Consider the following 13505-nt stretch of genomic DNA (forward strand, 5'->3'; position numbering starts at 1 on the left):
AAAAATATACTTTTCACAAGGTATCCGTCTCTAAACTATCTCATTTTATTGTCTTTTTCCGTGACAGTTTTTAAACTTCTTACCAGAACCACATGGGCAAAGTTCATTCCGTCCAATCTGGCTCAAATCCAAATCTTCTGGCATATTTGCTTGGTGGGCAGCGATATTGCGAGTCGCTGTTGTACTGATATGGTGTTCTGCTTGTGGTCTTTCTTGTTCATGAATTTGTGCTTTCATCATCAAGCGTGTCACATCAAACTCAATCGAACCAATCATGTCATTAAACATACGGAAACCTTCTGCCTGATACTCAACAACAGGGTTGTTCTGAGCATAACCACGAAGTCCAACCGCGTTACGCAATTGATCGAGGGCATCAATATGATCTGTCCACTTGTTATCTACCACTCGTAGAATCAAGACTTTTTGGAATTCTTTGACTGCTTCTTCATCGCGTAGTTTTGAAACTTGACTATCGTAAACTTGCAAGGCACGTTGGAAGAGCTCTTCCTTGATGGCCTTATCAGACAAGCCTGACAAGTCGTCCATCGTAATTGAATCTTCTGGAAGCAAGTTGTACTTAGCAAAGTTCAAAATCGCTTCAAGTTTTTCATCTTGTTTCGCACGCGCATGACCATCAACGACACGACCAATCGTGCGTTTGATCATAGAGTGAATTTCAGGTGCCAAGTCACGGTCTGCAGTGATGACATCGTAACGTTGAGCATAGATAATCTCACGTTGTTCACGCATAACATCATCGTATTGAAGGACTTGTTTACGGGTATCATAGTTATTACCTTCGACACGTTTTTGAGCCGCTTCAACCTGACGTGTCAACATACGAGACTCGATCGCCTCTTCAGACATATTCAAGCGTTCAAAGATTCCCTTCAAGCGTTCAGAACCAAAACGTTTCATCAAATCATCTTCAAGAGATAGGTAGAATTGTGACTCACCTGGGTCTCCTTGACGACCTGAACGTCCACGAAGCTGGTTATCGATACGACGGCTTTCATGGCGTTCTGTACCAATCACACAAAGTCCTCCAAGTTCACGAACCCCTTCACCAAGCTTGATGTCAGTACCACGACCGGCCATGTTGGTTGCGATGGTAACAGCACCACGTTGACCAGCATTCATGATGATTTGGGCTTCTTTATAGTGGTTTTTGGCATTCAAGACTTCGTGAGGAACACCAGCTGCGACCAATTTTTTAGAAATGTAGTCACTGGTTTCAACTGCAACTGTACCAACCAAGACAGGCTGACCTTTTTGGTAACGAGCCTTAACGTCTTCGACAACCGCCTTAAACTTAGCCTCGATACTTGCATAAAGAAGGTCTGAGTGGTCAATACGTTGAACAGGACGGTTGGTTGGGATTGGAATGACACGAATGTTGTAAATTTCACGGAATTCTTCTTCCTCAGTCTTACCTGTACCTGTCATACCAGACAATTTCTTGTACATACGGAAGAGGTTTTGGTAAGTGATTGAGGCAGATGTCTTGGTTTCATCCTGAATTGGCACACCTTCTTTAGCTTCAATGGCTTGGTGCAATCCATCAGAATAACGACGACCTTCCATGGTACGACCTGTAAATTGGTCGACAATCAAGATTTCTTGCTCTTCGCTCACCACATAGTCAATATCGAGAAGCATGATGTAGTTGGCACGAAGGGCGTTATCGATAAAGTGAGTCAGAGCTACGTTTTCGATGTCATAGAGGTTTTCAAGTTTGAAGTAGCTTTCAGCCTTGTCAATCCCTGAATCAGACAAACCAATAGTCTTAGACTGCACATCGATGATGTAGTCGTCTTTGTCCAAAGATTTTACATAGTGATCTGCCATGTGGTAGAGCTGACTGGTTTCAACCGCATTAGCACCTGATACGATCAATGGTGTACGCGCCTCGTCAATCAAGATAGAGTCAACCTCATCGACCAAGGCATAGTTAAGTGGACGTTGTACCATGTTTTCAGCGCGAACGACCATGTTGTCACGAAGGTAGTCAAATCCGATTTCTGAGTTGGTTGAGTAGGTAATATCACACTCATAGGCTTCTTTTTTCTCCATTGGAGATTTGGCAGCCAAGTTAATTCCTACTGACAAGCCAAGCCATGAGTACAATTCACCCATTTCAGTCGCATCACGTTCTGACAGGTATTCATTGACCGTAACTACGTGAACCCCTTTGCCTGAAAGGGCATTGAGGTATACCGGCATAGTCGCAGTCAAGGTTTTCCCTTCCCCTGTACGCATCTCTGGCACGTCACCATGGTGAAGAACGATTCCCCCCATGACCTGAACCTTATATGGGAAGAGTCCTAGGACACGTTTAGCACCTTCACGGACAACCGCAAATGCTTCATAAAGCAATGAATCCAGTGATTCTCCATTTTGATAACGTTCTTTAAATTCAACTGTTTTTGCTTTTAGTTGGTCATCTGTCAAAGCAGCCATTTGGTCTTCGTATTTGAAAACCTTGTCAGCCATCTTTTCCAGACGACGGATTTCTCCTTTATCATTTTCGATAATTGTTTTTAAAATATTAGCCATGTTTTTCCTTACTTTAAATTCCGAATATTTTAGAATGTTCTTTTAATTTTAGCACAATTACTGATTATTTTCAAGGAAGAATCCCCATTTTGAAAAGGAAAAAGAGGCTAGTTTCCAAGCTAACCTCTCTGATTTTTATGATACTTTAATTTCCAAAAATCGGCAAAATAGCAAATAGGATAAATAGATTTATCCAAAAAGAAAGACAACAGATAAGTCCAAAAACAAAGAGACTGACTTTCTTGGACAGCAAGGCCATCAAAATCGACAGAATTCCAAAAACTAGTAAAACTTTCTGCATGATTAAGAGATTGATAGATATTCCCAGAACTGGTTTATCCCAAGGAACAAAGAAGAAAGCAATCCAGATCAACAGAACTAAACCAATATAGACCTTGGAATAGCGTGTAATAAATGATTTTAGATGTGCCATAAGCCACCTCCTATCAACAAAAACCATATAAATCAATGCCTTCCACCGTTAGACTTCCCTAGTTCCCGTCTCAAGCGAAGCATTTTTTTGAAAAAGATATAGGTTAACCAATCACTGGCAAAAGCGATAAGTAGTAATAATAACCAAACGCCCCAAGACTTGATATCTGCCACATTTCTCAATAGAATATTGAAAAACAGGACTGAAAAAACTGTCCAAGCAAGGCTAAAAAGAGCATAGAGGGTGATGTAAATCCAGTAAAAATAGTAAAAAAATGGGAAAATTTCACTATCTCTATTATCCTTGTCAATCCAGCTGAAAAAGTAAAACCAGGGAAATAAGATTATCAATTTAAACAAATGTTCCATCATCGACACCTCTTTTTGATAGCGTTTTCTTCAACTTCATTCTATCAAAAAAATCTGGAAATGTCATTCCAGATTCTACTTTTTTATTTGCGTTTTCTTGCGATGAGATGGATTGGTGTTCCTTCAAAGACAAAGGCCTTGCGGATTTGATTTTCCAAGAAACGCAGGTAAGAAAAGTGCATGAGCTCTTCTTCATTGACAAAGATAACAAAGGTTGGTGGTTTGGTTGCCACTTGGGTCGCATAGAAAATCTTAAGACGTTTTCCTTTGTCTGTCGGTGTTGGGTTAATGGCAATGGCGTCCATAATCACATCGTTCAAGACAGCTGATGGAATACGTGTGTTTTGACTTTCACTGATTTGCTTAATCATCTCAGGAAGTTTGTGGAGACGTTGCTTGGTCAAAGCGGATACAAAGATAATCGGTGCATAAGGCAGGTATTGGAACTGCTCACGAATATCTTCTTCCCAGTTTTTCATAGTGTGGTTGTCTTTTTCAAGCGTATCCCACTTGTTGACCACGATAATCATCCCTTTACCAGCTTCATGGGCAAATCCTGCGATACGCTTATCGTATTCACGAATGCCTTCTTCCGCATTGATGACCATTAAGACCACATCAGAGCGGTCAATAGCACGCATGGCACGCATGACAGAGTATTTCTCGGTATTTTCATAAACCTTACCAGATTTACGCATACCAGCCGTATCAATCATGGTAAACTCTTGACCATCTGTATCTGTAAAGTGGGTATCAATGGCGTCACGAGTTGTTCCAGCAACAGGACTAGCAATGACACGGTCTTCTCCCAAAATAGCATTAATCAAGCTTGATTTTCCAACGTTTGGACGACCAATCAGGCTAAACTTAATGACATCTGGATTTTCTTCCTCATATTCATTTGGAAGGTTTTCCACAATAGCATCCAGCACATCCCCTGTACCGATACCATGTACAGATGAGATAGGCAGTGGTTCACCCAAACCGAGAGCATAGAAATCATAGATATCATTTCGCATCTCAGGGTTGTCCACCTTGTTCACTGCAAGGATAACTGGTTTGTGGGTTTTATAAAGCTTACGGGCTACGTATTCGTCTGCATCGGTAATTCCTTCCTTACCAGACACGACAAAGACGATAACATCTGCTTCTTCCATGGCAATTTCTGCCTGGTGCTTGATTTGTTCCATGAAAGGAGCATCGACATCATCGATTCCTCCTGTATCAATCATGCTAAAGGAACGATTGAGCCACTCACCCGTCGCATAGATACGGTCACGTGTCACTCCTTCGACATCTTCTACAATGGAGATTCGCTCACCAGCGATCCGATTAAATAGGGTTGATTTCCCAACATTGGGACGTCCTACAATGGCAATAGTTGGTAGGGCCATAATTTCTCACTTTCTACAATAACTTCTTCTGTTCAAGATTTTTTCTAGTTGAGCTTGGTTCAGCTTGACCAAACTGTTCTGCTAGGCGCTGACTCCAGCTTGTGGTCGCACGCGCCCCAGCATAGTCTGCCTGTACACGGTCATAATTTTCAATCGCATCAACTGTTTGTTCCTGATATTCTTCCTCAAACACCACCTGATGCAATGGCAAGCGAGGTTTGACTTCATGTTCTTCATTTGGTATTCCTAGTGCCATTCCAAAGACAGGATAGGTGTAGTCAGGCAGATTAAAGAGCTCTGCCACTTCTTCTGACTTGTAACGCACCAAGCCAATAATGACACCACCATAGCCCAAGCTTTCAGCTGCCAGCATGGCATTTTGACCAGCAAGAGCCGCATCGACCGAACTAATCAAGAGACCTTCCACACCTTGAGGTTGGAATGAATCCGTATGAAGTCGTGCTCCCTTTTCTGCTCGGTTCAAATCTCCGACAAAGAGAAGAAAAACAGCAGACTGGCGAATGGCTTCTTGAGGCACCAATTCATACAAGGCATCTTTCTTCTCTTGACTTCGTACCACAATCACAGAGTAGGATTGGAAATTCTTCCAAGACGAGGCCATTTGGGCTGCTGTCAAAATCTCATTTAAGTCTGCTTGGGGAATCTCTTGCTCTTTAAATCTGCGCACTGAAGTATGAGCCTTCATCAGTTTAATCGTTTCTGTCATCGACGGTTCACTCCTTCTAAACGAGTCTCCTCAGCCAAATAACGGATGCGTTCCATGACCCGTCTGGCTTCCCAGGTTTCGTCATTTCCATGTTTCCCTTTAGCGAAATGCAACTCCAAATCTTCAAAGTTGAAGTTGGAGGTGAAAAAGGTCGGTAAATCTTCCTGCATCCGATATTGGAGAATGACTTGCAGGATTTCATCACGTACCCAAGCAGTTGATTGCTCGGCACCAATATCATCTAAAATCAGGACTTCAGAAAGCTTAATCTCATCCACTAAGGTCTTAACATTACCATCACCGATAGCATTTTTGACATCGATGACAAAACTAGGATAGTGGAGAAGAGTGGAGGAAACACCACGTTTTTCTGATAAATCATGAGCCAAGGCAGCCACCATGAAACTTTTACCCACACCAAAGTCTCCATACAAGTAAAGACCTTTTCGAATAGCTGGATATTGCTCCACGAAGGCTAATAGCTTTTCAAAAACTGGCAAGCGCTCCAAATCATCCAAGTCAACTTGAGCTAAACTAGCTTTCTTGAGACTGGCTGGCAGATTGATTAACTTGAGACGGTTCTTAATAGCCGCTTCTTTTTCCGCCGCGATTAGTTCAGGAGTTTCTTCATAAGAAACATCCGCATAGCCATGATTCATAACCAAAATCGGCTTGTAGCCTTTGGCAATATAATCCGTATCACCACGAAGAAACTTGTCACGCTCGGTGATGTACTGATTAAACTTGGAGATACTGCGATTCAATTCCTCTGGAGTAAGGGATTCTTGCTGGATAAAGGCCGCAACATCAGGGTCCTTCATGATTTTCTGGACCAAATCTTGATAATGAAAACGGCTAGGTTGACGTTTGAGTACGTCTCCGACACTTTCCATCTAATCTCCTCCTTTTTCTAATCGAGCTAATAGTTCTTGTTTCTTACGTTCTAGTTCCAGACGAGTTTCCTCGCTGGTTTCATTCTTATAATCTGGATTGCTCCACTTGGGTACATTGGACTTGGCAGGACCGAGTTTACTAGTCTTTTGAGCCTGACTCTTTTGCCCTCTCTCACGGATGCGCAAGACTGCCTCTTCTGCCGAATGAATCTTTTGATAGGCGTAGTCATTAGCTACCTTCATGGCATATTTCTCATTGATATTTGCCGAATCTACCTTATTAAAGGTCAACAAGAGAATAATATTGATGACTTCGTCCAGCAAGCCCAAGCCAGCCATCTGTTGCAAAAGTTCTCTTTCTGTTTGGGTAATACTTGCCTTACGAGTTTGCTTGATTTCTGCTAAGAACTGCAGGGCAGTTTTACTTTTGGCTTCCTTGATAATGGTTGCTTCCTTAGGACTAAAGTCAGAGGAAACAGGTTTTTGAGCAATTTTTTCACGCATGCGTTTGGTTGAAACGACCTGGGAAACAGCTGTTGACTTGGCCAATTGATAGGTTTCAAACCAAGTCCATTTCCTCTCCTCGGCAATGGCAAAGAGGTTTAATACATCGGACTGCTCATCCGCAAAGCGAAGCCCATCTCGAGCCATCAGCTGACGAAAATGGTCTAAGTCAAAATCGTTGGCCACTTTCTTCTTGAGACTAAGGTCTTCTTGACTTCCCAGTTCTGCTAAGTCTGGAAAGACTTGATTGAGTGAGACAGGTATTTCTTCTCCCTCAGCACTCTCAACTTTCAAATCTTCCACAGCTGCATCACCAATCTTTTTCTCCAAGAGTCTACGATAAACAGGATGTTCCAAAAAATCCTGACTTGAAAGAGGAGCATGGAGGGCTAGCTGATAAACATCCCCCTTTTGATAGAGGGTTAAGAGATTAAAAGCAGATAGGATTTTCAAGGATTTTATCAATCTATCCATTCCAAAGTTAAGATGGTTGAGAATACTTGAAAAGAGGTATTCCTTTCTACCATTATCCCAAAAACTGATTGTATAAAGATAAAGGCTCAGTGCCTCCTGACCGATAATCGGGAGGTAGCACTGTACCAGAGATGAGGTATCTTGCGACACCCGATTATTCTTTAGATAAGAAAAACGGTCAATTGGCTTCATTTATCTTTCCTTTTTCTTTTTAGAGGATTGGGTGATTTGTTGGAGCAAGCTCTCTAGTTCACTGACATCCTTAAAACTACGATAGACACTGGCAAAACGTACATAGGTAATCTCATCCAACTCAGCCAACTCCTCCATGACGAGTGAACCAATGTCCTCACTTTGAATTTCATTTTCATTTCGACCACGGAGTTTCTGTTCGATACGATTGACTACCATGTTGATTTCATCACTTGACACAGGACGTTTCTGGGCTGAGCGGATAATCCCATTAAAGATTTTATCTCTGGAGAACTGTTCCCGTGTACCATCTTTTTTAACAACCACTAAGGTTCTTTCTTCTACCCGTTCGTAGGTTGTAAAACGGTGCTGGCATTCATCGCACTCACGTCTTCTACGAATAGTGTTCCCTTCTTCTGCTTGGCGACTATCGATAACACTTGACTTGGTAGCCCCACATTTTGGACAACGCATCCTTTCCCTCCTTATCGTTTTCTTTTCATTATACCATTTTTTAAACGATTCCCAAAACAATTCTTCTTTTTGCTTGACAAGTTTTTTGTTTTGTTGTATTATTTAATTAAGACAAAAGGATAAAAGAAAGGAGACCAAGATGTCCTGGACATTTGACAACAAAAAACCCATCTATTTACAGATTATGGAGAAAATCAAGCTTCAGATTGTTTCCCATACGCTGGAACCCAATCAACAGCTTCCGACCGTGCGAGAGCTGGCTAGCGAGGCAGGTGTCAATCCAAACACCATCCAAAGAGCCTTGTCAGACCTTGAACGAGAAGGATTTGTCTACAGCAAGCGCACAACTGGACGATTTGTGACTGAGGATAAGGAGCTAATCGCCCAGTCACGCAAACAATTATCAGAAGAAGAATTGGAACACTTCGTTTCCTCCATGACCCATTTTGGCTATGAAAAAGAAGAACTACCAGGCGTAGTCAGTGATTATATTAAAGGAGTTTAAGCCTATGTCATTACTAGCATTTGAAAATGTATCCAAATCTTATGGAGCAACCCCAGCCCTTGAAAATGTTTCTCTTGACATTCCAGCTGGAAAAATTGTCGGTCTCCTCGGCCCAAATGGCTCAGGGAAAACAACCCTGATTAAACTAATCAACGGCCTCTTACAACCAGATCAAGGACGTGTCCTGATCAATGACATGGACCCAAGCCCAGAAACCAAGGCTATCGTAGCTTATTTGCCTGATACGACCTATCTCAATGAGCAAATGAAGGTCAAAGAAGCCCTAACCTACTTCAAGACCTTCTATAAAGATTTCAATCTTGAACGCGCCCATCATCTACTTGCAGACCTGGGCATTGATGAAAATAGTCGTCTCAAGAAATTATCAAAAGGGAACAAGGAAAAGGTACAACTGATTTTGGTTATGAGCCGTGATGCTCGTCTCTACGTTTTGGACGAACCCATTGGCGGGGTGGACCCAGCAGCTCGTGAGTATATCCTCAATACCATTATCAACAACTACTCCCCAACTTCTACCGTTTTGATTTCTACCCACTTGATTTCAGATATCGAGCCAATCTTGGATGAAATTGTCTTCCTCAAAGATGGAAAAGTCGTCCGTCAAGGTAATGTAGATGATATTCGCTATGAGTCAGGTGAATCCATTGACCAACTCTTCCGTCAGGAATTTAAGGCCTAAGCAAAGGAGATTATTATGTTTTGGAATTTAGTTCGCTACGAATTTAAAAATGTTAACAAGTGGTATTTAGCCCTCTACGCTGCCGTGCTCTTCCTTTCTGCCCTTATCGGGATACAAGCACAGACCTATAACAATCTGCCTGTCAAAGAAAGTCGACCTGTTTTACTTATTTTTCTAGCCCTCGTCTTTGGTGGCTTGATGATTACACTTGGAATTTCAACTCTTTTCTTAATCATTAAACGCTTCAAAGGCAGTGTCTATGACCGACAAGGCTATCTGACTTTGACCTTGCCAGTTTCTGAACACCATATCATCACAACCAAACTAATCGGTGCCTTTATCTGGTCGTTGATTAGCACCGCTGTCCTAGCTCTAAGTGCTGTTATTATTGTGACCATAACGGTTCCAGAATGGATCCCTCTTTCTTATGTGATTACATTTGTAGAAACACATCTCCCTCAGATCTTTCTTACAGGTATATCCTTCCTACTAAATACCATTTCCAGCATCCTCTGCATCTACTTGGCTATTTCCATTGGACAGCTTTTCAATGAGTACCGTACAGCACTCGCTGTTGCAGCCTACATTGGTATCCAAATCGTCATTGGATTTATTGAACTTTTCTTCAATCTTAGTTCTAATTTCTATGTCAATTCACTTGTAGGACTTAATGATCATTTCTATATGGGAGCAGGTATAAGTATTGTTGAAGAACTCATTTTCATAGCTATCTTTTACCTCGGAACCTACTACATCTTGAAAAACAAGGTTAATTTGCAATAGTTTCATAATCAAAAAGGATAACATCTCATCGTAGAGAGGCTATCCTTTTTTCTTTTATCTCATTTCTGTCTAACTTTATCTTACAGACGAATTCTTCTAGCCAATTAAATAACAAAATCTGATTTAAAGGTCTTGCTTAATTTCTCTATTGTGTCACTATCATTATATTCCTTACATATTCTCATAGCTTTGGAACATTCTTTTTTACCTAACTCTACTTGATTCGTTTTTATGAGATAAATACCTTTTAAAAAAAGCAAATAATTCTTTTCAAAATAATATCCTTGTCTGGTCAGTAAATTTTCTAAATCATCTATAAAAAATTGAGCGCTATCTAACAAATTATTTTTTAATAATAATTCTAAATTAAATAAATATAGGGGAATTACTCTATGTGTTCCCATATCTGTTTTTAAAAAATGTCGTGTTTTATTGATTACCGCTCTATATAGTAAGCTAATGGTTTTAGTATTCAAAAAAACACCGAATGATAGAAAATTTTCAGTTCATACTCCATCCAAGTATCTACCGAAAGCAAATACTTGATTAGCTCATTGCATTTAGAGATATTGTAAGGAAGGTTTGCAAGCCGATTAATCTGTTGTTCAGCAATCAATTTTATGTGAAAATTGCATAAACTTTTTTCCTGCTTTTGTTTTAGCTCTATTTTATCCACTAATTCTTGAAGTAGAAATATATCTGGAGAGTTTACAGCATGTTCTAATTCTTCAAAAAAACATTCTTTTTTGGAATAATAGCAATGAACTAATTCTTCAAATTCCGAAAATGATATTCCCAGACGATTTAACAAAATGTAAAAATGATCAATAGATAATTTTGTAATGCCATTTTCGAAACGAGAAATAGTTGATTCACTAATCTTATCACAAGCCAAATCTTTAAGACGAAAATTTTTTGAAATACGAATATCCTTTAAAACCGCTCCAAAATTTTCCATACTATCCCTCTTCCATTTCTGCAAAAAATAAAACCTGTTTTTTTATTTATGATATGATTATATCAAAAACAAAACAGAAAGGACAATATGATTATGAAAAAATTTTATTGTCATCAGTTGCTTTACTGAGCCTAGTGGCAACATTACCAGTAAATAATCCAGTTTCTGCTCAAGAATCATCCTCTCAAGCGACTTATAGTAAGTCAAGTGGAAGTTGGATAAAATCTGGTAGCCGTTGGTGGTATAAACATTCTGATGGTTCTTATACTACAAATGGATGGGGAAAAATAGGTGGCACCTGGTACTATTTTGATAGTGAAGGTTGGATGAAGACAGGTTGGATTAAAGAATATGGAAATTGGTATTATCTAGATGATAGCAGTGCTATGAAAACAGGATGGTGTAGGGTATCGGGTATTTGGTATTATTTAAATACTAGTGGTGTCATGCAAACAGGATTACAGACTATCGGTGGGAATGAATATTATTTAAATACTAGTGGTGCTATGCAGACAGGTTGGCAAAACATTGGGGACGATACCTATTTCTTTGCTAGTAGTGGAGCAAGACAAACGATTAATCGTCGGGCTTTAGTTCTTGGTGAAACATCAACGAGAGCAGTACCTATCGAAGATGTTAATGCTATGGAAAAGGTATTTAGTAACCAAAACTTTAGTGAAGTTGTTCGTTTCCCTGATAAAACAAAAGCTGAGATTATTGCAAAAATGCAAGAACTTTTCAAATCTTCTAGCGAAAGCGATGTGAATTACCTTTACCTTACTTGTCATGGAGGAAGAGACGGAAGAATCTATCTTGGTAGCGATGGTCTAACATTTTCAGGTTGGGAATTGGCATCTATACTGAAACAATACAAAGGCAAGTTTGTGGTTATGCTAGATTGTTGCTATTCAGGAACAATTATAGATGTAGGTGAATCAGATGAAAAGGTTGCCTCCAAGTCTGAAGAAAAATTTGATGAACAAGCATTTTTGGCAGGATTCTCAACAGGAAATCTAGCAAGCAAGAATGGTGAAATGCTTGATTCTAAATTCCTCGTACTATGTGCCTCTTGGAAAGGTGAAAAATCGTATAGTTTAGTCGGAATAGGTAGTCTTGCCACCAGATACTGGGCAATGGGTACAGGTTGGGATTCACTTCAAAATAGAATGATTTCGCCTATGGCAGACACCAATACTAACGGAAAAATCACTTTAGAGGAACTGTATCAATACTCTTATCCTCTAGTCCTTGAAGCTGCATCAAGCAGTAATAAGAAGCAACATGTATCAGTTTATCCAGAAAACAGTCAATTTGTTTTATTCCAAAAATAAGGAGTTAAGAAAATGAAAGTATCAAAAAAAATCACACTATTTGGTTTATCTCTAGCTGGTCTAGCTTTACTAGCTTTCCCTCATTCAGGAAAGGCCTTCGAGCTTGAAGAAGAGTGGGGTATTAAGGGTGATGTTCAATATCAAGATGGCAAAATTCTCCGATTTAATAATGGCAATGAAGTAGATATCAAAGTATTGGATTTGCCAAAAACTGAGAAAATCGAGTGGAAAGTTACTTTAAATGGTCAAGATCAGACAGTCAATTTCCTAGGTCAAGAAAAGGACAAGTCTATGATGGGTGTAGAGGGGCGTTACCTTAATTTCTATGTACCTTATGGCTATAGAGGAGATATAAAGGTAGAAGCCAAGAGCGGAAATGAAGTAAAGACATGGTCCACTAAAGTGGTAGATGATGTATATAATGACGGTGGAAAGAGTGGTTACTTCCGTATTGACGAATCAAATGATCAACACACCTACCTTGATACTAAATGGGACTATCAAACCAAGACCTACACTGCTACCTTACCAGAGACTCTCAATGGTCAAAAAGTCTATGCTTGGGCAGAGGAGTATGGTAATATTAAACTTGTAAAACCAGGGACTATCAGTCATAAATATGATGATGGAGGAGTCTTCAGAGAACTTTATCCAATTATAAAATCAGAAAGCTGGCTAAATCTAAAAAATAATCAAGGTGAAAAGTGGTACTATCAAAAACAAGGCCAATTAGTGCAGAACGATTGGGTTAAGGACAAGGGAACTTGGTACTTTATGAATGATAAAGGTGTCATGTTCAATCAAACTTGGCTCTATCAAGGTAGCAACTGGTATGCCTTTAAATCATCAGGAGCTATGATTGCTAGTGACTGGCTATATTATAACAACAATTGGTATTACCTAAAAGACTCAGGTGCTATGGCAACTGGTTGGGTAGACTATAATGGAACTTGGTATTACCTAAAAGACTCAGGTGCTATGGCAACTGGTTGGGTAAACTATAATGGAACTTGGTATTACCTAAACAACTCAGGTTCAATGGCAACTGGTTGGGTAAACTATAATGGAACTTGGTATTACCTAAACAACTCAGGTGCTATGGCGACTGGTTGGGTAAACTATAATGGAACTTGGTATTACCTAAACAACTCAGGTGCTATGGCAACTGGTTGGGTAAACTATAATGGAACTTGGTATTACCTAAACAACT

Annotated in this window: 15 protein-coding genes; 5 read left to right on the top strand and 10 right to left on the bottom strand. The window is 39.9% G+C overall.

The window, feature by feature from the left end; all coding sequences use genetic code 11:
* Positions 1-45 precede the first annotated feature (45 nt).
* The 8 genes from secA to nrdR all read right to left on the bottom strand — a co-directional run bounded on the left by secA (position 46) and on the right by nrdR (position 8018).
* On the bottom strand, positions 46-2559 hold the full coding sequence (gene secA, locus HMPREF0851_RS10800) for a preprotein translocase subunit SecA (protein ID WP_001274070.1): 2514 nt from the start codon (positions 2557-2559) through the stop codon (positions 46-48).
* A 145-nt stretch (positions 2560-2704) separates the two neighbouring features.
* Positions 2705-2992 carry a hypothetical protein gene (locus tag HMPREF0851_RS10805; protein WP_000940702.1) on the bottom strand — a complete coding sequence of 96 codons (288 nt, stop codon included), beginning with the start codon at positions 2990-2992 and terminating at the stop codon, positions 2705-2707.
* 32 nt (positions 2993-3024) lie between these two features.
* Positions 3025-3360: a hypothetical protein gene (locus HMPREF0851_RS10810; RefSeq protein WP_025169871.1), complete on the bottom strand. Its 336-nt coding sequence runs from the start codon at positions 3358-3360 to the stop codon at positions 3025-3027.
* An 83-nt stretch (positions 3361-3443) separates the two neighbouring features.
* On the bottom strand, positions 3444-4754 hold the full coding sequence (gene der / locus HMPREF0851_RS10815; RefSeq protein WP_001207696.1) for a ribosome biogenesis GTPase Der: 1311 nt from the start codon (positions 4752-4754) through the stop codon (positions 3444-3446).
* A gap of 13 nt (positions 4755-4767) precedes the next feature.
* Positions 4768-5481, bottom strand: coding sequence for an NADPH-dependent oxidoreductase (locus HMPREF0851_RS10820; protein WP_000140836.1), 714 nt, complete (start codon positions 5479-5481; stop codon positions 4768-4770).
* The gene (gene dnaI / locus HMPREF0851_RS10825; RefSeq protein ID WP_000446504.1) at positions 5478-6374 is read right to left on the bottom strand and encodes a primosomal protein DnaI; all 897 of its coding nucleotides are present in this window, start codon (positions 6372-6374) and stop codon (positions 5478-5480) included. The genes HMPREF0851_RS10820 and dnaI overlap by 4 nt, the downstream gene beginning before the upstream one ends.
* Entirely contained in the window at positions 6375-7544 is a 1170-nt protein-coding gene (locus HMPREF0851_RS10830; protein ID WP_000802377.1) for a replication initiation and membrane attachment family protein, read from the bottom strand.
* Positions 7545-8018: a transcriptional regulator NrdR gene (gene nrdR, locus HMPREF0851_RS10835; protein ID WP_001203672.1), complete on the bottom strand. Its 474-nt coding sequence runs from the start codon at positions 8016-8018 to the stop codon at positions 7545-7547. It abuts the gene before it with no gap.
* A gap of 139 nt (positions 8019-8157) precedes the next feature.
* Here nrdR and HMPREF0851_RS10840 point away from each other — a divergent pair, with 139 nt between their 5' ends.
* The 3 genes from HMPREF0851_RS10840 to HMPREF0851_RS10850 are packed head-to-tail and all read left to right on the top strand — an operon-like array spanning position 8158 to position 10006.
* Positions 8158-8523, top strand: a complete 366-nt coding sequence (locus HMPREF0851_RS10840; RefSeq protein WP_000119150.1) for a GntR family transcriptional regulator — start codon at positions 8158-8160, stop codon at positions 8521-8523.
* A 4-nt stretch (positions 8524-8527) separates the two neighbouring features.
* Positions 8528-9223, top strand: a complete 696-nt coding sequence (locus HMPREF0851_RS10845; RefSeq protein WP_000054203.1) for an ABC transporter ATP-binding protein — start codon at positions 8528-8530, stop codon at positions 9221-9223.
* A gap of 15 nt (positions 9224-9238) precedes the next feature.
* Positions 9239-10006, top strand: coding sequence for a hypothetical protein (locus tag HMPREF0851_RS10850; protein ID WP_000498755.1), 768 nt, complete (start codon positions 9239-9241; stop codon positions 10004-10006).
* Positions 10007-10110: 104 nt separating this feature from the next.
* On the opposite strand, the gene HMPREF0851_RS16495 is transcribed toward HMPREF0851_RS10850, so the two are convergent.
* Both HMPREF0851_RS16495 and HMPREF0851_RS16500 read right to left on the bottom strand, forming a co-directional pair.
* On the bottom strand, positions 10111-10482 hold the full coding sequence (locus HMPREF0851_RS16495; RefSeq protein WP_009014321.1) for a hypothetical protein: 372 nt from the start codon (positions 10480-10482) through the stop codon (positions 10111-10113).
* Positions 10479-10964: a helix-turn-helix domain-containing protein gene (locus HMPREF0851_RS16500; RefSeq protein ID WP_009014322.1), complete on the bottom strand. Its 486-nt coding sequence runs from the start codon at positions 10962-10964 to the stop codon at positions 10479-10481. Before HMPREF0851_RS16500 ends, HMPREF0851_RS16495 begins: the two co-directional genes overlap by 4 nt.
* Positions 10965-11017: 53 nt before the next feature.
* Here HMPREF0851_RS16500 and HMPREF0851_RS10860 point away from each other — a divergent pair, with 53 nt between their 5' ends.
* Positions 11018-12295, top strand: a complete 1278-nt coding sequence (locus HMPREF0851_RS10860) for a caspase family protein (protein ID WP_000587216.1) — start codon at positions 11018-11020, stop codon at positions 12293-12295.
* Between the two features lie 12 nt (positions 12296-12307).
* On the top strand, positions 12308-13505 hold a 1198-nt coding region (locus HMPREF0851_RS0104110; RefSeq protein ID WP_000868694.1), incomplete at its 3' end, for an N-acetylmuramoyl-L-alanine amidase family protein.

Origin of the sequence: Streptococcus sp. M334 (assembly GCF_000187745.1) — a bacterium.
Taxonomy (GTDB): domain Bacteria; phylum Bacillota; class Bacilli; order Lactobacillales; family Streptococcaceae; genus Streptococcus.

Excerpts from the sequence above, each read along its gene's own strand:
- der (WP_001207696.1), bottom strand. The coding sequence starts at position 4,754 with ATGGCCCTACCAACTATTGCCATTGTAGGACGTCCCAATGTTGGGAAA.
- dnaI (WP_000446504.1), bottom strand. The coding sequence starts at position 6,374 with ATGGAAAGTGTCGGAGACGTACTCAAACGTCAACCTAGCCGTTTTCAT.
- HMPREF0851_RS10830 (WP_000802377.1), bottom strand. The coding sequence starts at position 7,544 with ATGAAGCCAATTGACCGTTTTTCTTATCTAAAGAATAATCGGGTGTCG.
- HMPREF0851_RS10845 (WP_000054203.1), top strand. The coding sequence starts at position 8,528 with ATGTCATTACTAGCATTTGAAAATGTATCCAAATCTTATGGAGCAACC.
- HMPREF0851_RS10820 (WP_000140836.1), bottom strand. The coding sequence starts at position 5,481 with ATGACAGAAACGATTAAACTGATGAAGGCTCATACTTCAGTGCGCAGA.
- HMPREF0851_RS10810 (WP_025169871.1), bottom strand. The coding sequence starts at position 3,360 with ATGGAACATTTGTTTAAATTGATAATCTTATTTCCCTGGTTTTACTTT.
- HMPREF0851_RS10840 (WP_000119150.1), top strand. The coding sequence starts at position 8,158 with ATGTCCTGGACATTTGACAACAAAAAACCCATCTATTTACAGATTATG.
- nrdR (WP_001203672.1), bottom strand. The coding sequence starts at position 8,018 with ATGCGTTGTCCAAAATGTGGGGCTACCAAGTCAAGTGTTATCGATAGT.
- HMPREF0851_RS10805 (WP_000940702.1), bottom strand. The coding sequence starts at position 2,992 with ATGGCACATCTAAAATCATTTATTACACGCTATTCCAAGGTCTATATT.
- HMPREF0851_RS10860 (WP_000587216.1), top strand. The coding sequence starts at position 11,018 with ATGATTATATCAAAAACAAAACAGAAAGGACAATATGATTATGAAAAA.
- HMPREF0851_RS16500 (WP_009014322.1), bottom strand. The coding sequence starts at position 10,964 with ATGGAAAATTTTGGAGCGGTTTTAAAGGATATTCGTATTTCAAAAAAT.
- HMPREF0851_RS10850 (WP_000498755.1), top strand. The coding sequence starts at position 9,239 with ATGTTTTGGAATTTAGTTCGCTACGAATTTAAAAATGTTAACAAGTGG.
- secA (WP_001274070.1), bottom strand. The coding sequence starts at position 2,559 with ATGGCTAATATTTTAAAAACAATTATCGAAAATGATAAAGGAGAAATC.